This window comes from Curtobacterium sp. MCPF17_003 (assembly GCF_003224385.1).
Taxonomy (GTDB): Bacteria; Actinomycetota; Actinomycetes; order Actinomycetales; family Microbacteriaceae; genus Curtobacterium; species Curtobacterium flaccumfaciens.
In genome coordinates this window covers 76,722-101,410 of record NZ_QKLC01000012.1, presented here as the reverse complement: position 1 = coordinate 101,410, position 24,689 = coordinate 76,722, and the positions used below count along the sequence as shown (strand labels likewise).

Sequence of the window (24,689 nt, the reverse complement as noted above, 5' to 3'; positions counted from 1 at the left end):
ATCGAGCGCGTTACCATTGACTACGTGCTCATCTGTCTCACGGCGTCGCATCGCAACGCCAGCTTCGATCTCCTGGAGCGACTGAGCATCGGTGCACCCGCGGCAGCCAGCCGACTCGTCACGGATGCCGGCGTCCTGGACGGTGCCGTGGTGCTCGCCACCTGCAACCGCTTCGAGGCGTACCTCGACATCGCAGGCGACGAGAGCGACTCCGCCGTCTCCGCCACCGTGCAGGCCGTGGCCGCCGCGAGCGACCTGGACGCCACCGAGGTCCTCGACTCCGTCAACGTGCTGGACGGCAAGGACGTCGTGCAGCACCTGTTCGCCGTGTCGAGCGGACTGGAGTCCGTCGTCGTCGGCGAGACCGAGATCTCCGGCCAGGTCCGTCGCTCGCTCGAGGACGCGCGGTCGAACGGCACCACCACCTCGGACCTCGAGCGCCTGTTCCAAGAGGCCGCGCACACCTCTCGTGGCGTCAAGACCCGCACCCGCATCGGCGCCGCCGGACGGTCGCTCGTGCGCCTCGGCCTCGAACTCGCCTCGTCGCGGGTCACCGACTGGGCCCGCACCCGCGTGCTGCTCGTCGGTACCGGCAGCTACGCGGCCACCACCATCGCCGCCCTGCGTGACCGCGGCGCCACGAACATCCAGGTGTTCTCGCCCTCGGGCCGGGCGCCCTGGTTCGCCGCCAAGCACGACCTCGTCGCCGCCCGCGACCTGCGCCAGGCCATCGGCGAGAGCGACGTCCTGATCACCTGCACCTCGAGCGAGGTCCCGGTCGTCGCACCGGCCGACCTCGACGACGGGGTCCGTCGCATCGTCATCGACCTCGGGCTCCCCCGCAACGTCGACCCCGCAGCCGCCGGAGTCGACGGGGTCGAACTGCTCGACCTCGAGACGATCAGCATCCACGCCCCGATCTCCGAGCTGAACGCCGAGTCCGAGGCCCGCGCGATGGTCGACGACGCCGTGTCCCGGTTCCGCGCCCAGGCGATGGAGCAGTCGACGACCCCGGCGCTCGTGGCGTTCCGCAAGCACGTGTTCGACATCCTCGACGACGAGATCGAGCGGGCCAAGCGCCGCGCGGACGCCGACGGCGAGTCCGTCGAGCACACCGAGCGGGCGCTCCGGCACCTGGTCGGCGTCCTGTTGCACCGTCCCTCGGTCCGCGCCCGTGAGCTCGGTCGCGCCGGTCGCGGCGAGGAGTTCGTCGGGGCGATCGACTCCCTGTACGGCGTCCGGCCCGCGGCCGAGCCGGAGCTGCCGTCGCCCGTCGTCCCGCTCGCCGACCGCACGGCACTGGACCCGACCGCCTCGGATCGCGACGACCAGGCGGACGCGAGCTGAGCCTCCAGGCCGCTCCTCAACCACCCACGCTGCGCGTGAGTGCGCTGCTGCTGGTGCGTGACCGACGTGTCCTGATGGTGCGCGCCAGGGCGCGCGACGTGCTCTACCTGCCCGGCGGCAAGGCGGAGCCGCACGAGACCGACGTCGAGGCCGCCGTGCGCGAGGCGTACGAGGAGACCGGCCTGCGGCTCACCGCCGCCGACGTCGATCCGTTCGGCGTCGTGCTCGAGCCCGCCCACGGGCAGGCTCCGGGGACCATGGTCGCGATGACGCTGTTCCTGGTCCGGCCGGGAGGCCCGCTGGACTCCGCCACGCCCGTCGCCTCGGCCGAGGTGGACGAGGTGGAGTGGGTCACCTCGGCCGACGCGGACCGCTGCCCGCCTGCGGGCGTGGAGACGCTCCGCCGCCTGGTGGCGGCGGAGCTCATCGACTGACCGTCAGGCCTTGTCGGTGTCGGTGTACTCCCCGACCTCGCCGTTCTGGGCCGGCTCGGCCTCTCCGGGGATCTCCGAGTCGACGTACTCGCCGTCGGGTCCGGCTCCGGTCGGACGCGTCTCGCCAGGGATGTCGCTCGAGACGAACTCGCCGACGGGCTCCGTCGACTCGACGGGCTCCTCGCCCGGGATCTCGCTGTCCGTGAAGGCTCCGGCGCGGGGCTCGACCCCGTCCGCGCGACCCTCGTCGCCTCGTGCCTGTTCGTGCTTGCCCGTCATGTCCGACCTCCGCTGCTCGGGTTGCTTGTCTCGGAGTGTGCCCGTGGTCCCTGGACGCCGACCGAACCGGATGCGGCGTCCGGTGCCGGAGGGGCAGCACGCTCCCTGAGTCTCGACCCCGCGGACAGTTTCGCCGTCGCTCCGCCAGTGATCGGTCCGCCGGGCCGAGACTCGGCACGGGCGGCGGCGAGCGCCCTCAGCGACGAGCCGGGGCGTGCACGGCCTCGAGCACCTCGGTGCCCATGGTCCGCAGCGCCTCGACGACGGCCAACCGCCGCTGCAACGAGGCGTCGTCGAACGTCACCGTCACCGCGTAGCTGACCGACGACCCGGGCCCCCGCAGGATCCCCGCCTCGGCCCGCACGCCGGTGCTCGACCCGGTGACCGCGACGACCTGCAGCCCGTGGTCGAGCGCCCGGTGCGCCAGGGGGTCGAGCCCGAAGGAGCCGGCGACCAGGTTCAGGTCACTCGCCAGGGACAGCCAGCCGAGCACCCGGTTCGACACCGCTTCGTCGACGACCTCGCCGAGCGCCAGTCCGCGCATCACCCACGACAGCTCCCCGGTCGGTGCGACGGAGGCGTCGGGGGCGTCGTCCGGTCCGCGGCGGTCCCGCACGCGGTCGATCAACGCGGTGCGCTCGATGCCCAGGGACTCCGCGCGCTCACGGACGGCGTCGATCCCCACGGTCGACAGCAGTGCGTTCATGGCCCAGGCGTCGGCGTTGGCCCCGACCAGCGTCGCCAGGTCGGGCACCTGCATCGTGGGCTCCTGCAGGAACTGCCACAGGCCGGCACCGGTCGCGGTGTCGCGGGCCATGCGCTGCAGGCGGTCACCGTGCAGGCGGCCGTCCTCGAGCTGGGCGGCGACCTCGATGAGCAGCAGGACACGGCCCAGGCTCGCGACCGGCTGCACCAGGGTGTCGTCGATCGCGAGCAGGGCCTTGCCGCTCGAGGTGTCGATCACCGAGGCGCTGACCCCGGCACCCTCGAGCGCGAGGGCACCGAGGGCCTCGGTGGTGGCGGTGAAGCGGTCGTCGGACCGGCCGCTGTGCCGCCCGCGACCGCGGCCGCCACCTGCTGGGCGGTCGTCCGGTCGCCGGCGGCGCGACGACCGGGCCGCGTCCGGCTCCGTCATCACCAGATGGCGACGCGCTCGGCGGGGTCGAGGTACATCGCGTCCTGCTCGGTCACGCCGAAGGTGTCGTACCAGACGTCGATGTTCCGCACGACCTGGTTGCAGCGGAACTCGTTTAGCGAGTGCGGGTCGATCGACAGCAGACGAGCCGCTTCTTCCGGGCGGATCGCCATGCGCCAGGCCTGTGCCCAGCTCAGGAAGAAGCGTTCGGCACCGGTGAGGCCGTCGACGACCGGGGGCTCCTGGCCGTCGAGCGAGAGCAGGTACGCCTTCCACGCGATCGACAGGCCACCGAGGTCACCGATGTTCTCGCCGATCGTCAGGGCGCCGTTCACGTGCCCGTCGGGCACCTCGGTCGGCACCAGGGCGTCGTACTGGGCGATGAGGGCCTTCGTGCGCTCCTCGAACGCGGCACGGTCTGCCTCGGTCCACCAGTTCTCGAGCTTGCCGTCGCCGTCGTACTGCGAGCCCTGGTCGTCGAAGCCGTGGCCGATCTCGTGCCCGATGACGGCACCGATCGCGCCGTAGTTCGCGGCGGCGTCGCGGTTCGCGTCGAAGAACGGGAACTGCAGGATCGCGGCCGGGAACACGATCTCGTTGAAGCCGGGGTTGTAGTACGCGTTGATCGTCTGCGGGGTCATGAACCACTCGTCGCGGTCGATCGGCTTGCCGATCTTGCCGAGCTCGCGGTCGACCTGGAACGAGGCGACCGCGCGGACGTTCGCGACCAGGTCGTCGGCACGGACGGGCAGCGCCGAGTAGTCGCGCCACTTCACCGGGTATCCGATCTTCGGCGTGAACTTGTCGAGCTTGTCGAGCGCACGGGCGCGGGTCTCGTCGGTCATCCAGTCGAGCGCGGTGATGCTCTGCCGGTACGCCTCGACCAGGTTGGCGACGAGGTCGTCCATCTCGGCCTTCGAGGTCTCGTCGAAGTGCTCCTGCACGTAGATGCGGCCGACGGCCTCGCCCATCGCGCCCTCGACCAGCGAGACGCCGCGCTTCCAGCGCTCGCGCTGCTTGGGCGCACCGGTGAGTGCGGTGCCGTAGAACGAGAAGTTCGTGGCCGAGAACGCGCTCGTCAGGTACGCGGCGGAGCCACGGATGACCTGCCAGCGCAGCCAGTCCTTCCAGACCTCGAGCGGCTGGTCGTTCAGCAGGTCGGCCAGGCCGGTGATGAACGAGGGCTCACGGACCACGACGGTCTCGAAGGCGCCGGCCGGTGCCTCGATGGCCTGCCACCAGATCTGCAGGTCGACGCCCTTCGCGAGCGCCGCGACCTCGGCCCAGGGCAGCTTGTTGTAGGTCTTCTGGCTGTCACGCGTGGTGACGTTGTCCCAGTGCTGGGCGGCGAGCGCCGTCTCGAGCGCGATGACGTGCTCGGTACGGGCACCGCCGTCGTCGAGGCCGGCGAGTGGGAACATCGCCGCGACGAACTCGCGGTACTTCTCGCGGATGTCGGCGAAGCGCTCTTCGCGGTAGTACGACTCGTCGGGCAGCCCGAGGCCGGACTGCTCCAGGAACACGACGTAGGACTCGGGGTCGCCCGGGTCGTTGTCGACGAAGAGCTGCAGGAAGCTCGGCAGGCCGAGGCGCTCGAAGCGGCCGACGGCGGCGATGACCTCGCGCACGGACTGGATCTCGGTGATCTCGGCGAGCAGGTGCTCGATCGGTGCGGTGCCGAGCTCCTCGAGCCGCGCTTCGTCGGTGAACGAGGTGAAGAGGTCGCCGACCTTGCGCTCCTCGGTGCCGGGGGCGGCCTGCTGCGAGCGCTCGATGATGTCGCGCACGGCGATCTCGGCGGCTTCGGCCAGCACCGTGAACGAGCCGTACCGGGCCTTGTCGTCGGGGATCGGCGTCGCCTCGATCCAGGTCCCGTTCACGTGGCGGTACAGGTCGTCCTGGGGGCGCACCGCGGGGTCGAGTTCGTCAGTGTGGATGCCGGAGGCACGTGCGACGTCGGTCATGTCGTCCACGATAGCCACCGTCCCCATGGGGCAGGCCGATCCGGGTCGTCACCGGCGCACGGCTGCCGGTACGGTCATCGCATGGGACTTCCGTGGAAGCTGCACGGGGACGGCAAGACCGTCTCCGCGACGACGATCGTGACACCGGACGAACGACTCACCTGGCCCCGGACGATCGGCCTCGGCGTGCAGCACGTCGTCGCGATGTTCGGCGCCACGTTCCTGGTGCCGCTGATCACCGGGTTCCCGCCGTCGACGACGCTGCTGTTCAGCGGCATCGGCACGATCCTGTTCCTGCTCATCACGGGCAACCGCCTGCCGAGCTACCTCGGGTCGTCGTTCGCGTTCATCGCCCCGATCGGCGCTGCCACCGAGATCGGCGGCATCCCGCTCGCCCTGTCCGGCATCATCGTCGTCGGCGCGCTGCTCGCGATCGTCGGCCTCGTCGTGCACCTGGCCGGCGCCGGCTGGATCGACCGCCTGATGCCCCCGGTGGTCTCCGGCGCGATCGTCGCCCTGATCGGTTTCAACCTGGCACCGGCCGCCCGCGACAACTTCACGGCGTCCCCGGTCATCGCACTCATCACCCTCGCGGCGATCATCCTGGTCACCGTCCTGTTCAAGGGCCTGATCGGCCGGCTGTCGATCGTCATCGGTGTGCTCGTCGGGTACGTGGCCGCGCTCATCGGCGGCCAGGTCGACTTCTCGAAGGTCGGTGAGGCGAAGTGGATCGGTCTGCCGGACTTCACCGCGCCCGCGTTCGACCCGTCGCAGCTCGCGATCTACCTGGCGTTCGTGCCGGTCGTCCTGGCGCTGGTCGCCGAGAACGTCGGGCACGTCAAGGGCGTCGGACAGCTGACCGGCCGTGACCTCACGCCGCTCACCGGTCGCGCGCTCTTCGCCGACGGCATCTCGACCGTGCTCGCGGGCGTCGGCGGCGGCTCCGCCACCACCACCTACGGCGAGAACATCGGCGTGATGGCCGCCACCCGCGTCTTCTCCACCGCCGCCTACTGGGTCGCCGCCATCGCGGCCGTCCTGCTCGGCCTGTCGCCGAAGATCGGCGTGGTCATCTCCTCGGTTCCGGCCGGCGTGCTCGGCGGCGCCACCACCGCGCTCTACGGCCTGATCGGCGTCATCGGCATCCGGATCTGGGTCGAGAACCGCGTCGACTTCTCGAAGCCGAAGAACCAGCTGACGGCCGGCATCGCCCTGATCATCGGCATCGCCGACTTCACGTTCCGCTTCGGCCAGGCGAGCTTCGGCGGCATCATCGTCGGCACCATCGCAGCGATCGTCGTCTACCACGTGATGGACGTCATCGGCCGGGCCCGTGGCACCGACGAGCCGTCGACCGAGGTCTCCGACCCCGCGCACGCCGCCAACGGCGCCGTCCCCGCGGAACCGCGCGCCGACTGACGCAAGTGGTCGGCCGGAACGCGCGTCCGGCCTGACGACGTGGGACCACCGGACTGGAGGCCCGTGGCGGCGCCGTCACGAGCCTCCAGTCCGTCACGGGGTCGTGCCCACCCCGCCTGGCGACCACGACGGGTCGGCATCGCCGACAGAATGGGTCGGTGCAACGACCGACGCGACCTGCGGTGACCGCTGAGCGGCGCGCGGTCGACCGCGACATCGTGCGGCTGGCGGTGCCGGCGCTCGGCGCACTCGTGGTCGAGCCGCTGTTCCTGCTGACCGACACCGCGCTCGTCGGGCACCTCGGTGCGACGCCGCTGGCGGCCGTCGGGCTCGCGAGCGCCGTGCTGTCGACGGTGACCGGGCTGCTGGTGTTCCTGGCGTACTCGACGACCCCGGCCGTGGCGCGCGCGCTCGGTGGTGGCGACCGACGCGGAGCCGTGCACGCTGGCATCGACGGGATGTGGCTCGCACTCGTGCTGGGGGTGCTGCTGGCGCTGGTCGGGTGGCCGCTCGCCGGACCGCTCGTCGACCTGTTCGGCGCCTCGGCCGAGGTGTCGGCCGCGGCGACCGCGTACCTGACCATCTCGCTGATCGGGCTGCCCGGCATCCTGGTCGTGACCGCCTCGACCGGACTGCTGCGTGGGCTGCAGGACACGAAGACCCCGCTCGTCGTCGCGACCATCGGGTTCGTCGCGAACGGTCTGCTCAACGCGGTCCTGATCTACGGCGCCGGCTGGGGTGTCGAGGGATCCGCCGCCGGCACCGTCATCGTGCAGTGGGCGATGGCCGTCGTGTACGTGCGCATCGCGGTGCGGGCCGCGCGGTCGTCGGGGGCGCCGCTGCGACCCGGCGCCTCGGGCGTCGCCCGTGCACTGCGGTCGGGCGCCTGGCTGTTCCTGCGGACCGCGTCGCTGCGGATCGCGATGCTCGCGACCGTCGGGGCCGCTGCCGGGCTGGGGACCACCGGGCTGGCGACGACGCAGGTCGGGCTGACCGTCTTCTCGACGCTGGCGTTCGCGCTCGATGCCCTGGCGATCGCCGGGCAGGCACTGGTCGGGCACGGGCTCGGCGGGCGGGACCCGGAGCGGGTGCGACTGGTGACGCGACGGCTCGTGCTGCTCGGGATCGCCGGCGGTGTGCTGCTCGGGGTGCTGACCCTGGCCGTGAGCGGAGTGCTCGGGCCGGTGTTCTCGGACTCCCAGGCGGTGCGGGACGCCCTGCCCGTCGTGCTGGTGCTCATCGCCGTCGGGATGCCCGTCGCCGGGTACGTCTTCGTGCTCGACGGGGTGCTGATCGGCGCCGGGGACGCACGGTACCTGGCCATCGCCGGAGGCCTGAACCTCGTCGTGTACCTGCCGCTGCTGTGGTGGGCCGGCGGGACGCTCGCGGGGTTGTGGGCGGCCTTCGCCCTCGGGTACATCGGGGTCCGGGCGGTGACGCTCGGTGTGCGGGCTCACCGGCGCGGCTGGGTGGAACAGGCGTTGGCGCGGTGAGCGAGCCTGCTGCTTCTGCGGCTCCGTCGTCTTCGGTGGCTTCGTCGGCCGTGCTCGCCACGGTCGGCATCGGAGTGCAGGGCGTCGCGAAGCTGCTCGTGACCGTCGTCGTCGGTCGGGTGTTCGGCACGGAGACCCTCGGGCAGACCACGGCGCTGCTGTCGCTCTCGGTGTTCGTCGCCCTGCTCTGGCCGAACGCCGCGGGCAACACCGCGTCACGGTTCCTGGCGATCGCGCTGCGGGGCCGTCGCTCCGACGCCGCGGTGAACCGGCTGCTCGGGGTGTCCATGCTGGTCTCGAGCGTGGTGCTCGCGGCGGTCACCGTGCCGATCGCGCTGGCCTGGGGCAACGGGCCCGGGATGGTGCTCGGCGGTGCGGCGGTCGTCGTCGGCTACGGCCTCTACTGCTACGCCCGCGGCGCGCAGCTCGGCTACGACCGGGCACCCCGGGTCGCACTCTGGGACTCCGTGACGAGCGTGCTGGCGCTCGGGTTGCTCGTGGTGGCGTGTGTCGCGCGGCTCGAGCCCTTCGTGCTGCTGCCCCAGGCCATCGGGTACACGGTGTTCGCGATCGCGTGCTGGCCCCGGGGCAACGGCTTCTCACCGGCTTCGCACGAACCCGCCGCCGGGGTGCTCGGGTTCGCGGCGTGGAACGTGCTGGCGGTGGTGACCTCGAACGGATTGCTGCAGTTGACGATGATCTCGGCGCAGGTGACGTCGTCGGCGCACGACGCCGGTGTCTACGCGGCCGCGTTCACCTTGGCGACGCCGGCGTCGATGCTCGGGCAGGCGTTGGGGCAGGTACTCGTTCCGGCGTTCGCGCACCGGACCGATGGTGGATCGCTGCGCTCCCGCGGGGCCCTGCTGCTCGTCGTCGGGTTCGCTGCTGCCTCCGCCGTCGTCTTCGGTCTGGTCGCCCTGCTCGCCGGGTGGTTCCTGCCGATCGTCTACCCCGCCGAGGGCGCAGCTGCCGTCGCGGACCTGCGGTACCTGGTGGTCGCGGTGTGGGTGTTCACCGTCGGACTCGTGCCGGCGGCGCTGCTGCTCGCCGCAGGACGCTCACGTCAGGTCGCCCTTGCCTCAGTTGCCGGGTTCGTCGTCGGGGCTGGGCTCATGGCGGTGCTCGGGCCCGTCGCCGGTGTCGCGGGCGGGACCACGGGATTCTTGGTGGGGAGTGCCGTGAACCTGGTTGCTGTGGTGGGGATCGGGGTGCGGCGGCGCTGAGAGCTTCAAGAGTCGTCCGCAAGCGCTACCGCACCCCTCGTTCAACGCGGCGCCAGCCCCGACAGGGGAACGGGGCCGTCCGCGAAACGACTGGCGCTCAGTAGATCTGAGCCCCCTTCACCCAAGCGGTACCAGTGAGGGTGTTCACCGACCCGGGTGCCTGACGGACACCCCACTTCGTCGTTCCGTCGATCAACCACGCGCCGCGTGCAGAGTAGTTCCCGGTCCGGAAGCGGTACGACTTCGTACCCTTCGATGAGAAGGTCCACTTGCCGGCAGAACCGTAGAAGCAGTTGTTCGTGTACGGGGTCGCCGCAGCCGCCCAGTAGGCATCCCCGCTCTTGCACGTGTTGCGTTCGCTGATGCGACCGGTCGCCGCGCCAACGGGTGCGACTGCGATGAGCTCACCCGACTCGGCATCCGAGGTGACCGCAGTCTGGTGAGTCGCGACGTAGTCCAACACGTCGGACCTCGTCGGCGCTGACTTCGCGGACAGGGCTGGAATCCCGGTGATCGTGATCCCGTCAACCGTCCAGTCCGGCGAGGCCGGAGCGGCCTGCGCTGGACCGGCGAACACCCCTGCGAGCAACGCACCCGTCAGTGTGGAGGTGGTGATGATGGTGGGCAATCGTGACATGGAGAACTCCGTTCGCGGGGCAGCAAGGCCCTCCTGTATATCACCGTCTAGTTTGTAATCCGCACGAGCAGCAGGTGTGTCGCGTGCGTAGGCACTGACAGGGCCGAGCACTCCGGTGCCGCCGCCGGAGAACCCGTTGTCGATCCTCCTGGAGGCGTCGGTGTAGGTACTCGTGCAGGCGCTCACGTACTGGACCGAGGTGGCTCCGACTCCGAGGATCCGGTGGCCGCCCTGATGCTCCTGGGCGGTCAGCTCACGGAGTCCCGATGGTGCGCGTCAGCAGCTCGAGCTGGCTTCGCAGCTGCTGCGCTCCGTCGGTTCCGAGGACGCGCGTGACCTCCTGCTCGACGGCGTCGATGACGACCTCCGCGTCGATCAACACCGCACATCCGGGAGCGGTCAGGTGGAGTTCGTGCACGTGTCCGTGCCGCGGGTGTCCGACTGCGCCGCCCTGGAACGCGTCGTCGATCGCGCCGGATCCGGCGACATCGATGATCTCGGCGCAGGTGACGTCATCGGAACACGACACCGCTGTCCACGCTGCCGCCTTCACCCTGGCGACGCTGGCATCGATGCTCGGCCAGGCGTTGGAGCACGTACTCGTGTCTGCGGCGTCGCTGCTCGCCGCTCGCCGCTCGCCGCTGGACGCTCGCGGCAGGTCACCCTGGATTCGGTCGCCGGTTCCCATTCGCGCACGCGCATCAGCGAAGCACCGCGGACTAAGCAATCGGATAAAGATCAGAGGTGACGTCCGCCTCGCCTCTACAGCTGATCACGAACACCGCATTCTCCCTCCGATTGATCAGCCACGGGACTGTCTACGCATCGCTTCCACCGCCGCTTCAATGTCATCATCTTCTACTGCCAGGTTCGCCCAATCTGTCCAGAAGTTTTTGGTAGCACTTATGGGCTTCACCTTCGGCGGGTCCAGCCTGATCCGCGTAGGAAGCACGAGCGCATCACCGAGCAGGAGCGCCTCGCCGACGTCGAGGAGGGGAAGCGCCGCCGTGAGCCCCTCCATGCTGTCAGGCATCAACCGGCGAATGACAGCTTGGTCCTGGTCGTTTGTCAGTCGCAAGACGATGAAGTTGTTGCACTGCGAGAGAACGGTGTGACTAACATCTGATGGTCGCTGACTCACAACCAAGAGTGATATTCCGTACTTGCACCCCTCCTTCGCAATGCGCTCGAATGAATCCAGCGCTCGTTGCGCAGCGATATCAGCAGGGCCAACCGGCAAGTACAAGTGTGCTTCGTCACAAACGAGGGTTACGGGAGTCCGCTTTTCCTCAGCCGTCCAGAAATGGATTTCATACAGCACCCGTGCTAGAACGCCTACTACGATCGGCAACACGTCGCTCGGGACCTCGCTGAAGTCGATGACCTTGATACCACGGCCGGTACCGAGAAGCTTTTTGGCCAGCTGGCTAAGCCAATCGTATTCAGACGCCTCGGCTGGAGGGGAAAACATGAACCCATAGCGGCGGTCTTGGGTGCGAGCCCGCATTCGTTCCACTAATCGAGTAAGCTTCCCATTGAAGGGCCCCGCCTTGTCCTTGGCATTGGCACCTGGGACCGTACCCTTGTCGTCTTGATCCAGTCGATCGATGAGATCGTCCAGCGAAAAGGGCAAAGGACTGTCAACAGTAAAGCGAGCAGCCAGTTCAGTCTTATTAGCGGCGACTAGACGTTCCTGCTTAAGTTCTCTAATGTGGTGAATCAACCTTGCAGCCTGATTCGGAGCATTGAATTCAGATCTGTCCAGCAAAAGAGCCTGAGTCTCTTCCTGATTTAGCAGCCACCAGGGCAAGAACAATGCACCGTCACCTTCCGCGCCTGCCTTACCGAGATCACCCGGGCCAGCGATCCGGAGCCCTAGCGCCACCGCTTCCTCGCCTTCAGTGAGCGGTGCGTACTCGCCATGCATGTCGAAGACAATGAGGTTCGGGAAGGGCAAAGTATTCGCGCGCTCAAGAATCAGAGCGACCGACCAGCTCTTACCAGATCCGGTGCTACCGAGAAGTGCCGCATGCCGCTGGAACAGTCGATCCCCGTCGGCGACCGCCTTAGCGGAACGATCCGCTACAAAAGTACCAAGTTGGAGTTGCTTTTCCGGCTCCAACTGTTGCGTGAGCAATCCCATGAGCTTCTGAAGATTCTCACCCTCCAGGACCCAGCAAAGCGATTCAACCATTGGATAGCTGTCAGCTCCACGCTTGAAGGTGTTCTTCTTCGCCCCGTCAACGGTTCGATACGTTCCGAGCAAAACCACCCGAAGTAGATCGCGCTGCCGGACCTCAACTGGGATCACCCCATCCTGGTCAGCATCATCAACGAGCGCTTCGTCCTGGAGATCGCGTGTCACTCGATCCAGGACACCGATCAAGAACTCGGAAGCACTCGGCCCCTGAAAGGCGATGAGGCTTCCTACTGCAATCCGAGTCAGTCGCACATGGTCAACAGCTTCGGCCCAAACGCTTGCTGTATCGATTCGAAATGCTCGCCCAAGCGCTTCGTCTTCGAGAAAATCTAGAGTCCAGTCGTTTGTCATAGGCCGAGCACCTTTTCTACAAGAGTTTCTAACTTCCAAAGCGGAGCGTCCAAATATGACATCGTCGCACTTCTTGTCACCTTGCACCCTCCTCGTTCGTCGGATTCAATCGCGAGACCCGACGAGGTCAGACTGAGGTGCCTACTAGCAGCGGGAGTCAAGCCACGACTGACTATTGCGACAGGCACGCGCGGAAGAACAGGAGCCAGGTGAGTCTGCAAGTGGTCGTCGTTGAAACCATAGCCAATAAACAAAAGCGATTTTGCCGCGTCGATTGCACTGTTAGCACGCTCGCGTTGGCTATCAAACGGCGCGTCATAGCCGAGACGGTATTTGTTGCCTCCTGGCGCGATAATACGCCGAGACCCCTCAAGCCGCAGATCACTGCGGAAATGTTCGTTCCCTTGACTGAACCAGTCGAGGCTTCCGTGTGGCTTCGACAGTCGAACGTGTGGACGGAGGCTAGTAATAGACTTGACCCCGCGTCCGGCAACGGTTCGACGATACAGGAGCTCATCCTGACTGCGTTCTGGATCGAGCCGCCCCACCGTGTGACCGTAGTGCATTGTGTCTATAGGCAGGTTACTGCGCGCAGCGTGCACTTCGATAAGTCGATCGTAGTTGGTGGTGACGACGTTCAGCGCGGGTTCCACTCTCAAGGCAAATTTAAGCATACGGCCGAAAGCAGATTCGCGGCTAGAGTTCAATATCTGTGCCAGAGCAGCCCCTTCGCTCGCCCCGATGCAGTCGGCTATTTGAGCGGCAATCAGGTCGACTAATTCATCGGGTAAGGTCCCACCTGCAAGGGCGGATTCGAGATCGCTGCCAGATTCGAGACGCGCTGCAATCCGCTCCCATTCACGTTCTGAATCGTCGGACATCCTACTCACCGGAGCCGGTACCGTCGCGCGTAGGTGCGCCGCCAATGCTCCCATCCCGGGCAGTCCGTACGCGCTAGATGCACCCGACCCGACAACGATTACTAGCCCGGGCCGAAACAGATCTTGCACGTACGTATAGATGTCATCTTCGTCGGTGGTCGTCAATGAATCTCCCCTGCCCGCCAAGTCCGCGGTGCGAGCTGCAACACGACGCTGTGTTGTGACCTTAGCTCAGCGTAGGGATTGGTTTCTTCTCGGCGCGCTTTGATTCGCCCTGTGGATACAAGCCAGCGCGGCTAGCAAGTCAATCTCTGCCTCGGGCACTGCTTCATCACCCCGCCCGGCCAGCGCGAGCGTGTAAGCACCAGCACCAGCACCAGCACCTCGGCATCTGGCGTCGTCAAAGTAGCGAATCCATTCCGATCGTCGGTGACGCGATTGAACTCGGTTCAGGCCGAAGGCGGCGGCCCCGTCGTGTCCCCCACCCGCAACTCCGACGTGAACGACGCCGGCTGCGGCTCCGCCCCCTCGAGCATGGCCAGAGCGGCACGGGCTGCGGCTTGGCCCTTCTGCACGAACGGCTGCACCAGGGTGGTCAGTTGTCGGATCGGGGTGCGGTGGAGCAGGCTGTCGTCCACAGTGATGCCGTCGAAGCCGACGACGCTGACGCCCTCGGGGACACGGAGTCCGGCGTCGAGTGCGGCCGAGATCACCCCGACGGCGATCAGGTCACTCTGCGCGATGACGGCGGTGGGGCGGGGGCCGTCCGGGGCGAAGAGCTCGGTGCCGGCGAGACGCCCCTCTTCCACCGAGCTCCCGGCGGTCTCGATCGCGACGGCGTCCGGGTAGATCTCTCGCACACCACGCAGTCGTTCGAGCGTGGTGAAGGCGATGCCCTCGGCCTGGCGAGCAGCGTCGATCGGGCCGCGTCGGCGTGCGGCGTCGAGGGGCAGGGTCACGACGGTGACGGCGGAGTGCCCGAGGTCCTGCAGGTAGGCGGCAGCGCGGCGTGAGGCATCGCGGTTGTCGAGCTGGACGGGGACGGCACCCTCGATCTCGTCCGCCTCGATCGCGACGACCGGGATCTGCCGACGCCGCAGCACCGCGACGGCGGGGTCGATCCGCACGTTGCACCCGACGAGCACGACGGCGTCCATCGGGGCGTCGACCAGCGGGCCGGCGCCCTGCTCGTCGTCGAGCGGACTCCGCACGAGCAGCAGCGAGGCACCTGCAGCACCCGCGACCTCGGCGATGCCGTCCAGCGTCAGGACGTTGACCGGGTCACGGAACGCGTCGCTCAGGCGCTCGTCCATCACGACGCCGATGACGCCGGAACGACCGCGGCGCAGCGATCGGGCACGGGGGTCGGGGCCGCCGTAACCGAGGTCGGCGGCGGCGGCGAGCACGCGGGCCTTGGCATCCTCGGACACCGGGCCGAGACCGCTGAAGGCGAGCGACGCCGTTGACGGCGCGACACCGGCAGCACGGGCGACCGCCGCGAGCGTCGGGCGCGACGAGCGGGTGACGCCGCCACGGGAAGGCGACGCGCCGGGTCCTGTTGCCGGTTCGTCCATCGCCCGTTAGCGTAGCCGGAACGAGCAGTCGAATCGATTCGACAGCCGTAAGACCAGCACCGACACGCACCAGAACGCGCAGCACCGAGCGCGCCGCAGCACGATGGGAACCACCATGACGACGCCGTCCACCCGAACCGTCCCGACCACCAAGGCCTGGATCATCGCGGTGTTCGTCGTGTTCACCCTGTCCGGGCTGGACATCGCGACGTGGCTGGGCCGGATCCCGAGCGTCCGCGACTCCCTCGGGGCGAGCACGTTCGAGATGGGTCTGCTCGTGCTCGGCATGGCCGTCGGCTCCATCGGCGGTCTGACCTTCGCCGGCCACATCGTCGCCAAGCTCGGTGCTCGCCGGGGCGTGCAGGTGGCTGCGGCGTGCCTGGCGGTCGGCATGGTCTTCGCGGGAGTCGCGGTCACGCTCGGGTGGGGCTTCGCCGCCATCTGGATCGCGCTCATCGCGTTCGGCTTCGGCAACGGACTGTGCGACGTGTCGATGAACGTCTCCGGCGCCGCCGCCGAGAAGGCCGGCGGGCGCACCATCATGCCGCTGTTCCACGCCGCGTTCAGCCTCGGCACGCTCGCCGGCGCGGGCCTCGGTGCGCTGGCCGAGCGGTTCGAGATCCCGGTCTCGTGGCACTTCATCGTGCTCGTCGTCATCACGAGCGCCGCCATGCTCGTCGCCGTCACGAAGTTCCAGGACGAGCACCGCTTCGAGCAGCCGGTGTCGACCGACACCAGCCCGATCGCGACCCCGCTCACCCGCTGGCAGGTCTGGGCACAGCCCTCGACGCTGCTCATCGGCGTGATCGTGCTCGGCATGGCGCTGGCCGAGGGGTCCGCGAACGACTGGCTGCCCCTCGCGATGATCGATGGGCACGGGCTCGACAACGCGGGCGGTGCTGCCGTGCTGACGGTGTTCCTCGCCGCGATGACCGCCGGTCGCGTCGCCGGCAGCCCGCTGATCGACAAGTTCGGCCGCGTGCCGATCCTGCGCATCAGCGCCGCCGTCGCCGTGGTCGGCCTCGGCATGCTCATCTTCATCGACAACGTGCCGCTCGCGATCGTGGGCGTCGTGCTCTGGGGTCTCGGTGCCAGCCTCGGTTTCCCGATGGGCATGTCCGCCGCTGCCGACGACCCGCGCACCGCCGCCGCCAGGGTCAGCGCCGTCGCGACGATCGGCTACGTGGCGTTCCTGGCCGGGCCGCCCCTGATCGGGTTCCTCGGCGAGGAGATCGGCCTGCTCGAGGGGCTGCTGATCGTCTTCGTGTTCATCATCGCGGCCGGACTCGCGTCGGGCGCCGCTCGTGAGACCGGCGCCGCCGCCCGCCCGGCCCGCAGCACGGGCGACGTGGACGGCGGAGGCGAGCCGCGCCTCCAGGCCGACAGCGCTGCCACCGCTGCCAGCGCTGCCACCGCAACCGACGCTGCCAGCACCCGCGACAGCAGCGACGACGTCGACGGTGGCGGTGCCCGCACCGACGTGCCGTCGGCCCGGAGCCACGACGCCGGTTAGGCTTCCGGGGTGCGTCTCGTCATCGCCCGGTGCTCCGTCGACTACGCGGGCCGGCTCTCCGCCCACCTGCCGCTCGCGACCCGCCTGCTCATGCTCAAGGCGGACGGCTCCCTGCTCGTGCACTCCGACGGCGGCAGCTACAAGCCGCTGAACTGGATGAGCCCGCCCTGCTCGATCGAGATCACCGAGCCGGACGACGAGCAGTCGAGCGCCGGCATCACGCAGGTGTGGACGGTCACGCAGAAGAAGACGCAGGACAAGCTCATCGTCTCGCTGTACGAGGTCGTGTCCGACGAGACCCACGACCTGGGCGTCGACCCGGGCCTGGTGAAGGACGGCGTCGAGGCGCACCTGCAGCAACTCCTGGCCGAGCAGATCGAGCTGCTCGGAGACGGCCACACCCTGGTGCGCCGCGAGTACATGACGGCGATCGGGCCGGTCGACATCCTGGCCCGCGACGACGCGGGAGCGAGCGTCGCCGTCGAGATGAAGCGCAACGCCAACATCGACGCGGTCGAGCAGCTCACCCGGTACCTCGAGCTCATGAACCGCGACCCGCACCTGCGTCCGGTGCAGGGCGTACTGGCGGCGCAGACCGTGGCACCACAGGCGCGCACCCTCGCCGAGGACCGCGGCATCCGCGTCCTCGTGCTCGACTACGACGCGATGCGCGGCATCGAGGGCGGGCACACCCGCCTGTTCTGAGCGGACCACGTCTCCCCCTCCCCCGGAACCAGGTTCCGGACGCCACACCGCGCTTGTCCACGGTTCTGTGTCCGGAACCTGGTTCCGAACGGAAGGACCGGCCTGGAGGCACGGCGCACCCCCGCCCCACCGCCGACGGATCCCGGATGGTCGCCGCCCCGGCCCGGCTAGGGTGGACAGGACATGACCAGCCCGTTCTCCGCCATCCTGTTCGACCTCGACGGCACCATCAGCGACTCCGCGCCGGGCATCCTCGAGAGCCTGACGCACACCTTCCGCACCGTCGGCGTCCCGGTGCCGGACCACGACACCCTGATGTCGTTCGTCGGTCCGCCGATCATGGACACGTTCCGGGTCGCGATGGGCATGGACGAGGAGCTCGCCGACCACACCCTCGCCGTCTACCGCGAGCACTACTTCTCGCACGGGGCGCTCGACTCCGAGATGTTCCCGGACATCGACGTCGTGCTGCGCACCCTGCACCAGGCGGGGCTGCCGATCTCGACGGCGACGAGCAAGCCGGAGACGCCGGCGACCTACATCCTCGAGCACTACGGGCTCACCGGGGACATCGACATCATCACGGGTGCCAGCGACGACGAGGTGCGGTCGAGCAAGGCCGACGTCGTCGAAGAGGCACTGCGACGACTCGATGCCCACGGCTTCGACATCACCCGCCCGGTGCTGATCGGCGACCGGAAGCACGACGTCGAGGGCGCCACCGCGCACGGCGTCCCGGTCGTCTTCGCGGAGTGGGGCTACGGCTCCCCCGACGAGGCCGAGGGCACCATCGCCCGCGCCGCCACCCCGCTCGACCTGCTGCCGATCCTGCTGCCGTCCGCGACGCCGTCCGTATGAGCGGCGACGTCGTCCGGCGGGGGCTCCGCGGTGCCGCCTGGCTGCTGCCGGCGGCCATCGTCCTGATCGCACTGAACTTCCGCGGCCCGATCGTCGCGACCGCACCGGTCATCGGGGACGTCCGCGCCGACCTCGGCCTGACCGCGACGATCGCCGGGCTGCTGACGACGATCCCGGTGCTGTGCTTCGCCCTCGCGACGCCGTTCGCCAGCTGGGTCATCGCGAAGGCCGACCCCGAGCGCGCGGTGTCCCTGTCGCTCGTCATCGTGCTCGCCGGCACCGTCCTGCGCTCGATGCCCTCGTCGGCGGCGCTGCTGATCGGCACCGCCGTCATCGGCATCGGCATCACGATCGGCAACGTGGTGATCCCGGTGGTCATCCGGCGGGACACCTCGCCGGAGCGCGTCGGCCTGGTCACCGGCGTCTACACGTCGGCGCTCAACGTCGGGTCGATGATCACGTCGCTCGGCACCGCTCCCCTGGCAGCCCTGTGGGGCTGGCCGGTCGCCATCGCGATCTGGGCGGTCTTCGCACTCATCGCCGCCGCTGCCTGGACCTACGCGGTCGGTGCTCGCGCGGCCTGGCGCCGCCCGCTCCCGTCCGAGCGGGACGAGCCGCTGCCCGTCACCGGCCCGATCGACCAGGTGCTCGACACCGGGGCGATCCGGACGGCCCGCGCCGCCGCGGCCGCACGGGTCGCCGCCGCCGAGCCCATCCGGCCGGCACGACGGCTCATCACCTGGGGCCTGACGCTCGCGTTCGGCGGCCAGGCGTTCTCGTACTACGCCCTCACCGCGTGGATCCCGACGCTGCTGCACGACGAGATCGGCTTCTCGAAGGCGTCGTCGGGCGCGAGCTCGTCGGTGTTCCAGATCCTGGCAGTCGTCGGGGCGCTCGGTGTCCCGCTGCTCGCGACCCGGTGGCGTCCGGCGGCGATCATCGCCCTGGTCGGCACCCTGTGGCTGGCGATGCCGCTGGGGCTGCTGTTCGCCCCGCAGCTCTGGTTGCTGTGGTCGGTGCTCGGTGGCGCTGCCCAGGGTGGCGGGATCACCGTGATCTTCATCGTGATCGTGCGGATCGTCTCGAGCGATGCCGACGCCCGCAGGATGTCCGCGTTCGTGCAGGGCGGCGGGTACCTGCTCGGCTCGGCCGGGCCGCTCGTCGCCGGTGCGCTGCACGGTGCGACGGGGACCTGGACGGCACCGCTGCTCGTCGTGCTCGTCGCGGTGCTCACCCTCGGTGTCGTCGGGACGTTCGCCGCGCGACGGGTGTCCTGACCGAGGACGTCGACACGTGCGCCGCTTCGTGAGCAGGAACGGTCGGGTGCCCACGGCCGACCCGACACCTTCTGCCCACGAAGCACGGCGCCGGCCACGCGCGTGCGGCTCAGCCCGCGGCGAGCACCTCGCGCAGGGACATCGCCGCACGCCCGGTGATGCGTTCGACGTCGCCGGACACGTGCGCGAGCGCCCCCTCGGCGATGGCCGTGTAGGTGCTCACCCAGGCGTCGGCCTGCCACGGCTCCGGGTTCCACCGCGCACGTGATGCGTACGCCTCGTCGAGGGTCTCCGGGTGGTAGCTGACCGTGCGACCGCGGACCTCGGACACGATCGCCGCCGCCTGGGCGAGGGTGATCGCCTCGGGGCCGGTCAGCTCGTACGTCTGGTCGCGGTGGGCGTCCGGGTCGTGGAGCACGGCGGTCGCGACGCGGGCGACGTCGGCACGGGCCACCGCGGCCATGGCACCGTCGCCGGCCGGGCCGCGGATCACGCCGTCCTCGCCGACCAGGTCCTCGACGAAGTCCAGGTAGAAGCTGTCGCGCAGGAACGTGAACGCCATCCCGCTCTCGCGGATCGCCTGCTCCGTCGCCCAGTGGTCGCGTCCGAGCGTGAAGGTCGCGTCGGGAGCCGCGCCGAGGAACGACGTGTAGACGACGTGCCGCACGCCCGCGTCCGCCGCCGCGGCGACGAACGCCCGGTGCTGGTCGAGGCGGTCCTGGGCCTCGGCCGCCGAGACCATGAGCAGCACCTCGACGCCCTGCAGCGCGTTCCGGCTCGCGTCGGCATCGGCGAAGGTCGCGACGGCGACCTCGGTGCCGGGCAGCTCCGGCGCACGCGAGGCGTCGCGCACGAGCATCCGGAACGGCACGGCGTCCGCGGCGAGCGCCGCGCTCACGGCGCCCCCGATGTTGCCGGTCGCGCCGGTGATGGCGATGGTCATGGTCGCTCCTCGTTTCGGTGTCGCGTGGTTGTCGTCGTTGGTCACGTCCACACCGTCCTGGAGGCCCGGCTCACCGTGGGCGCGACCCTCGCGGCGTTCACGCCGTCCACCTCCACCGCCCACGTGCGGGCGGCGTCGTGGTCGCGGCCGTGCCGCATGTGGCGGCCGACCAGACGGTCGAGCCGCACGTCGTCGGCGACGGCGCAGAACCAGGTCTCGGTGAAGAGCGCCGGCAGCGCCGACCACGGTGCGGTGTCGTCGAGCAGGTAGTTGCCCTCGGACACCACGAGTCGGGCTGCGCGGGGCACCGCGATGCTGCCGGCGACGGGTTCGTCCACGCGACGGTCGAAGTCCGGCGCCCACACCACGTCCTCGTCGGCGGTGACGAGTCGGCGGACGAGCGCGACGTACCCGTCGGCGTCGAAGGTGTCCGCCGCGCCCTTGCGGTCGTGCCGGCCGAGAGCGTCGAGCGCCGCGTTCGACAGGTGGAAGCCGTCCATCGGGACCTGCACCGCCGTACCGGCACCGAGGCGGTCGTCGACTGCGGTGACGATGCGGCGGGCGAGCGTGGACTTGCCGGCACCCGGTGCTCCGGCGATCCCGAGCACCGTGCGGCGGTTCGAGCTGGCCAGTTCGAGGGCGCGCTCGACGGCCTGGTCGACGGTCGTGCCGGAGTCGCTCACGACTTCATCCTCGCAGAGCGCACCGACGCCGGACCGCGGTGGTTCACTTGCCGCATGGTCGATGCGACGAAGGCGTTCAGCGGGTTCTCGGTGCGTGACGTGCCCGAGGCGAAGGCGTTCTACGAGGACGTCCTGGGGGTCGAGGTCACCGAGGACCACGGCATGCTCTTCCTGCAGCTCGGCGGCGGACACCAGGTGCTCGTCTACCCGAAGGGCCCCGGTCACGAACCCGCGGCCTTCACCGTGCTGAACTTCCCGGTGCCGGACATCGACGCCGCGGTCGACGAGCTCACCGCGAAGGGCGTCGTGTTCCTGCAGTACGAGGGGATGACCGACGACCGGGGCGTGAACCGGAGGGGCGGGCCGCTCATCGCCTGGTTCACCGACCCGTCGGGCAACGTCCTCAGCGTCATCGAGGAGTGACGCCAGCGGTCAGCGGGACAGGGCACCCGCCCAGCCGAGGGCGATCGGCACGAGCAGGCCGTGGCGGTGGTGCGGGAGCTCGGCGACGGGGATCCACCGCGACTCGTCGGTCGAGCCGTCGAGCTCGTGACGCAGTGCTCCCCCGGTGATGGTCGCCCGGAACACCACCTGCACGGCCTTCATCGGCCGGCCGTTGGCGTGGATGCGGCGTTCCGCGGGGACGATGTGGTGCCGGACCCCGAGCAGAGCACCGGCCTGGGCCTCGTACCCGGTCTCCTCACGGATCTCGCGCACGACGGCCTGCTCGACGGTCTCGTCGAACTCGACCCCGCCGCCCGGCAGCGTCCACGTGCCCGCGTCGGGGTGGCGCAGCTTCGCCAGGAGCACGCGGTCACCGTCCGTGATCACGCCGTAGGCGGCGAGCCGGGTGTCGTAGTCCGTGTACTCCATGGGCCGACCATGCCAGGTGGGTGCACCGACGTCTGCCAGCCGCGCCGGGCCTCCAGGCCGTGGACCGGGGTGGTGCGGACGCTCACCAGCCCGCCGACCGGTCACGACCCCCCGCGGCCCGCACGCCGAGCGGTCACGGACAGTCGGCCCCGCCGCCCGCAAACAACGGAACGTGACCACGCGACGCAGCCCGTGCGGTGTGTCGCGACCACCCCGCGGGCCGGGAGGCGCGAGTCGCCGCCGCCACGGGCCTCCCCGGCCGTCCGGCGTGCCGTCGGGACGTCCACGCCGGCGCGCGGTCAGGACACCCCGATGGCTGCCCGCCGAGCGGCCACAAACCGTTGCTTGCGGCACCGCCAGACGCCGCAACGCGACCGCGCGACGCTGCACGCGCGGGGAGTCGTGACCGCTCGCCGCTCAAGGCCCCGGACCCGCATGGTGCCAACGGACCCGCCGTGCTCGCCCGACCCGGATCAGGCGTCGACGCGTGCCGCTGCCCAGCCAACGCGCATCCGGGCGACCGCCCGGTCGAAGGCGCTGAGCGGTTCCCCGTCGTCGCGGATCACGGACTGGAGCTGGAGCCCCTCGTACAGCGCCATGAGCTGCTCGGCTGCGTGCCGGGGCGATGCGCCGCGGGGCTCCCGGCCGGCGACGACGTCACGGACCAGGGCGAGCGTGACGTCCTCGAACGCCCGCGTGTACTGGTTGCGGAACCATCCGGCTGCGGGATGGTCGGGGTTCGAGGCGGCGCTGAGCACGGCGACCCGGAGTCGCACGAGGGCCGGGTCCTCGACGCCCGCAGCGAGCCGGGCTCGCAGGTAGGCGACCGTGCCGTCCCGCTCCGCGATGGGCCAGAGCTGGCGCCGGCTGCCGTTGTTCCACTTGTCCATGACCGCGACCACCAGGAGTTCCCACATCGGGTACGCCCGACGGAACTCGTCGGCCGTGACCCCGGCGTGCTCGGCGACCTCGTCGGGCCCGACGCGGTGGAAGTCCCCGGCTCGGTAGGCACTGATCGCCCCGGCGACGATGCGTGCGCGGAGGTCGACGTCGGTCGTGGGCATGCTGACGATTGTGCGGGGCCGGTCAGCAGCCCGCGACCGCCAGTTCAGGGGGCGCGGCCACCATCGCCGGCTCCGGGGTCAGCCGCGGTCGAACGTCAGGGTCTCGTCGTCGGGCGCCCGGACCTCGCCGGTGCGGGCGAAGTCGGCCCAGATCGCGCGGAAGGCCCGGCCGCGGCGCTCGACCTCTGGCCAGTCGCGTTCGGGGACGAACCGGGTGCCGGCCCAGGCCTCGCGCCCACCCAGCAGCAGCGGCAGGTCACTCATGTGCACGGCTCCGGTCGGGGCGCTCGTGACACCGCGGTGCAGTCGGTACGAGGTCGCGCGCCCGCCGGCGCGTCGGTGCCGTTCGGTGAACCGTCGGGCATCGCGGCCGTAGATGACGTCGGACAGCGGACGGACGACCCACCACCGCAGGGCCGACCGCAGCACCCGCGACCGGGTGACCCGACGCAGGCCGGGCACGAGCGGCACGTACATGCCCGCCTCGTCCGAACCGGACCCGATCAGGACGTCGACGTCGGGCGCGACCCGGCTCCACGCGGCGTCGAGGTCACGCTCGGCGGGCAGCGGCGCGAACCCGTACTGGGTGCCGAACGGCATGCCGGCGGAGAGTCCGTACGGCGCGGCGGCCCGGGTACCGAGCGCCTGACGATCGAGCAGGTCCTCGAGCGGGGTGTCGGCGTGCACGGTGCCGACCGCCCGGACCATCGCGCGGTTCATCCGTGCCCGACGGCGGGACAGCCCGAGCGGAGCGCTCTGGATGATCGCGCGGCGGAAGAGTCCTCCGGCGCCGGCACTGATCATCAGGTGCGCGGCCGCGTCCCCGCCGGCCGACTGCCCGAAGACGGTGACCAGGTCGGGGTCGCCGCCGAACGAAGCGATGTTCGCGCGCACCCAGCGGAGCGACTCGACCAGGTCGAGGAGCCCGAGGTTGGCCGGGATCGTCTCGCCGTCACCGAGGAACCCGAGCACGCCGAGCCGGAACGTGACCGACACCACGATCACGCGCTGCTCGGTCACCAGGTCGCGGGCGTCGTAGATCGGCAGGTCCCCGCCGCCGATGACGTACGAGCCGCCGTGGATCCAGACCATCACCGGCAGCTGTTCGCCCGGACGGACGTCGGCGGGCAGCGTGATCGAGAGCCGCTGGCAGTGCTCGTCGACCTCGATGCCCTGGATCGGGTTGAGCAGCAGGTCGACGAACTCCTCGTGCGGCTGCGGTGCGACCGGCGACGGGGTGGACGCGTGCAGCTCGCCCGCGAACGGTGGCATCGGCTGCGGCGGGGCGAACCGTTCGGCCTGCGCGTACGGGATCCCGAGCACCCGCACCACGTCGCCGTCGACCGTCCCGACGATGCGGCCGGCGGGGGTGTCGAACGAGGCGGGCGTGGCGTCGAGCATGGGGTTCACGGTATCGGTGCGGCGACGACACGAGCGGACGTGACGAAAGGCCGCCCCGATGCGATCGGGACGGCCTCACTCCGGCTCGGGAGCCGGGTGCACGTGGTGCTCGGCGTCAGTTCGAACGACCGTTGACGTCGCGTCGGTCGTCGTCGTTCCAGTCGGGCTTGCGCACGCCGGACTTCGCGATGCCGCGGCTGACGACGTAGGCGGCCGTCACGATCGCGACGTACAGCCAGGCCTGGTCGGCACCGAAGCCGGTGTGGCCCTCGTCCGCGTTGTCCACGACGGCCGACGCAACGAGGATCGCGATGGACACGACGAGCCAGGCGTAGAACTCGGTGGTCTTGAGTGCGGACTTGGTCTCGTTCCAGGTGGCACGGACGACCGAGTCGTGTCGTGCGGGATTTCCTGCCGTGTTCGACATGGTCACTC

24 protein-coding genes are annotated in these 24,689 nt (G+C 69.8%); 10 read left to right on the top strand and 14 right to left on the bottom strand.

Annotated elements, in window-relative coordinates:
- Positions 1-24: 24 nt before the first annotated feature.
- Together DEJ30_RS12965 and DEJ30_RS12960 are read left to right on the top strand one after the other, a co-directional pair.
- Entirely contained in the window at positions 25-1,347 is a 1,323-nt protein-coding gene (locus DEJ30_RS12965; protein WP_027467024.1) for a glutamyl-tRNA reductase, read from the top strand.
- 35 nt (positions 1,348-1,382) lie between these two features.
- A complete protein-coding gene (locus DEJ30_RS12960; protein ID WP_110862035.1) occupies positions 1,383-1,781 on the top strand; it encodes an NUDIX domain-containing protein in 399 nt (132 codons plus the stop codon).
- A 3-nt stretch (positions 1,782-1,784) separates the two neighbouring features.
- On the opposite strand, the gene DEJ30_RS12955 is transcribed toward DEJ30_RS12960, so the two are convergent.
- The 3 genes from DEJ30_RS12955 to DEJ30_RS12945 all read right to left on the bottom strand — a co-directional run bounded on the left by DEJ30_RS12955 (position 1,785) and on the right by DEJ30_RS12945 (position 5,159).
- The gene (locus DEJ30_RS12955; protein WP_110862033.1) at positions 1,785-2,060 is read right to left on the bottom strand and encodes a hypothetical protein; all 276 of its coding nucleotides are present in this window, start codon (positions 2,058-2,060) and stop codon (positions 1,785-1,787) included.
- Positions 2,061-2,256: 196 nt separating this feature from the next.
- A complete protein-coding gene (locus DEJ30_RS12950) occupies positions 2,257-3,195 on the bottom strand; it encodes a serine hydrolase (RefSeq protein ID WP_110862031.1) in 939 nt (312 codons plus the stop codon).
- A complete protein-coding gene (locus tag DEJ30_RS12945; RefSeq protein WP_110862078.1) occupies positions 3,195-5,159 on the bottom strand; it encodes a M13 family metallopeptidase in 1,965 nt (654 codons plus the stop codon). The genes DEJ30_RS12950 and DEJ30_RS12945 overlap by 1 nt, the downstream gene beginning before the upstream one ends.
- 81 nt (positions 5,160-5,240) lie before the next feature.
- Here DEJ30_RS12945 and DEJ30_RS12940 point away from each other — a divergent pair, with 81 nt between their 5' ends.
- From DEJ30_RS12940 to DEJ30_RS12930, 3 genes are all read left to right on the top strand, one after another.
- Positions 5,241-6,578 (top strand): uracil-xanthine permease family protein, encoded by a 1,338-nt coding sequence (locus DEJ30_RS12940; protein WP_110862028.1) that lies wholly within the window; start codon positions 5,241-5,243, stop codon positions 6,576-6,578.
- A gap of 182 nt (positions 6,579-6,760) precedes the next feature.
- On the top strand, positions 6,761-8,071 hold the full coding sequence (locus DEJ30_RS12935) for an MATE family efflux transporter (protein WP_110862026.1): 1,311 nt from the start codon (positions 6,761-6,763) through the stop codon (positions 8,069-8,071).
- On the top strand, positions 8,068-9,294 hold the full coding sequence (locus DEJ30_RS12930) for a lipopolysaccharide biosynthesis protein (protein WP_146238589.1): 1,227 nt from the start codon (positions 8,068-8,070) through the stop codon (positions 9,292-9,294). The genes DEJ30_RS12935 and DEJ30_RS12930 overlap by 4 nt, the downstream gene beginning before the upstream one ends.
- Positions 9,295-9,391: 97 nt before the next feature.
- Here DEJ30_RS12930 and DEJ30_RS12925 read toward each other — a convergent pair whose 3' ends face one another.
- From DEJ30_RS12925 to DEJ30_RS12905, 5 genes are all read right to left on the bottom strand, one after another.
- Positions 9,392-10,117, bottom strand: a complete 726-nt coding sequence (locus DEJ30_RS12925; RefSeq protein ID WP_146238588.1) for a hypothetical protein — start codon at positions 10,115-10,117, stop codon at positions 9,392-9,394.
- A gap of 67 nt (positions 10,118-10,184) precedes the next feature.
- Positions 10,185-10,460, bottom strand: a complete 276-nt coding sequence (locus DEJ30_RS12920; RefSeq protein WP_146238587.1) for a hypothetical protein — start codon at positions 10,458-10,460, stop codon at positions 10,185-10,187.
- Positions 10,461-10,733: 273 nt separating this feature from the next.
- Positions 10,734-12,482, bottom strand: a complete 1,749-nt coding sequence (locus tag DEJ30_RS12915) for an ATP-binding protein (protein WP_110862018.1) — start codon at positions 12,480-12,482, stop codon at positions 10,734-10,736.
- The gene (locus DEJ30_RS12910; protein ID WP_181420134.1) at positions 12,479-13,363 is read right to left on the bottom strand and encodes an SIR2 family protein; all 885 of its coding nucleotides are present in this window, start codon (positions 13,361-13,363) and stop codon (positions 12,479-12,481) included. Before DEJ30_RS12910 ends, DEJ30_RS12915 begins: the two co-directional genes overlap by 4 nt.
- Positions 13,364-13,812: 449 nt before the next feature.
- Entirely contained in the window at positions 13,813-14,937 is a 1,125-nt protein-coding gene (locus tag DEJ30_RS12905) for a substrate-binding domain-containing protein (RefSeq protein WP_110862014.1), read from the bottom strand.
- A gap of 115 nt (positions 14,938-15,052) precedes the next feature.
- Between DEJ30_RS12905 and DEJ30_RS12900 the strand changes: the two genes are divergently transcribed.
- The 4 genes from DEJ30_RS12900 to DEJ30_RS12885 all read left to right on the top strand — a co-directional run bounded on the left by DEJ30_RS12900 (position 15,053) and on the right by DEJ30_RS12885 (position 19,290).
- Positions 15,053-16,450: an MFS transporter gene (locus tag DEJ30_RS12900; RefSeq protein WP_258369923.1), complete on the top strand. Its 1,398-nt coding sequence runs from the start codon at positions 15,053-15,055 to the stop codon at positions 16,448-16,450.
- A 9-nt stretch (positions 16,451-16,459) separates the two neighbouring features.
- Positions 16,460-17,155, top strand: a complete 696-nt coding sequence (nucS, locus tag DEJ30_RS12895; protein ID WP_027466993.1) for an endonuclease NucS — start codon at positions 16,460-16,462, stop codon at positions 17,153-17,155.
- A 183-nt stretch (positions 17,156-17,338) separates the two neighbouring features.
- Entirely contained in the window at positions 17,339-18,013 is a 675-nt protein-coding gene (locus DEJ30_RS12890; RefSeq protein WP_110862011.1) for an HAD hydrolase-like protein, read from the top strand.
- Positions 18,010-19,290, top strand: a complete 1,281-nt coding sequence (locus tag DEJ30_RS12885; RefSeq protein WP_110862009.1) for a CynX/NimT family MFS transporter — start codon at positions 18,010-18,012, stop codon at positions 19,288-19,290. Before DEJ30_RS12890 ends, DEJ30_RS12885 begins: the two co-directional genes overlap by 4 nt.
- 109 nt (positions 19,291-19,399) lie before the next feature.
- Here the strand turns inward: DEJ30_RS12885 and DEJ30_RS12880 are convergent, their stop codons facing one another.
- Together DEJ30_RS12880 and DEJ30_RS12875 are read right to left on the bottom strand one after the other, a co-directional pair.
- A complete protein-coding gene (locus tag DEJ30_RS12880; protein ID WP_110862076.1) occupies positions 19,400-20,233 on the bottom strand; it encodes an SDR family oxidoreductase in 834 nt (277 codons plus the stop codon).
- Positions 20,234-20,274: 41 nt separating this feature from the next.
- Complete coding sequence (locus DEJ30_RS12875) at positions 20,275-20,916, bottom strand: nucleoside/nucleotide kinase family protein (protein ID WP_110862007.1); 642 nt, start codon at positions 20,914-20,916, stop codon at positions 20,275-20,277.
- A gap of 54 nt (positions 20,917-20,970) precedes the next feature.
- Between DEJ30_RS12875 and DEJ30_RS12870 the strand changes: the two genes are divergently transcribed.
- Positions 20,971-21,339: a VOC family protein gene (locus DEJ30_RS12870; protein WP_110862004.1), complete on the top strand. Its 369-nt coding sequence runs from the start codon at positions 20,971-20,973 to the stop codon at positions 21,337-21,339.
- Positions 21,340-21,348: 9 nt separating this feature from the next.
- Here DEJ30_RS12870 and DEJ30_RS12865 read toward each other — a convergent pair whose 3' ends face one another.
- The 4 genes from DEJ30_RS12865 to DEJ30_RS12850 all read right to left on the bottom strand — a co-directional run bounded on the left by DEJ30_RS12865 (position 21,349) and on the right by DEJ30_RS12850 (position 24,681).
- Complete coding sequence (locus tag DEJ30_RS12865) at positions 21,349-21,789, bottom strand: NUDIX hydrolase (RefSeq protein ID WP_027466986.1); 441 nt, start codon at positions 21,787-21,789, stop codon at positions 21,349-21,351.
- A 473-nt stretch (positions 21,790-22,262) separates the two neighbouring features.
- Entirely contained in the window at positions 22,263-22,853 is a 591-nt protein-coding gene (locus tag DEJ30_RS12860) for a TetR/AcrR family transcriptional regulator (protein WP_110862002.1), read from the bottom strand.
- A gap of 78 nt (positions 22,854-22,931) precedes the next feature.
- Positions 22,932-24,254 carry a carboxylesterase family protein gene (locus DEJ30_RS12855; protein ID WP_110862000.1) on the bottom strand — a complete coding sequence of 441 codons (1,323 nt, stop codon included), beginning with the start codon at positions 24,252-24,254 and terminating at the stop codon, positions 22,932-22,934.
- Between the two features lie 115 nt (positions 24,255-24,369).
- Positions 24,370-24,681, bottom strand: a complete 312-nt coding sequence (locus DEJ30_RS12850; RefSeq protein ID WP_110863626.1) for a hypothetical protein — start codon at positions 24,679-24,681, stop codon at positions 24,370-24,372.
- Positions 24,682-24,689: the final 8 nt, after the last annotated feature.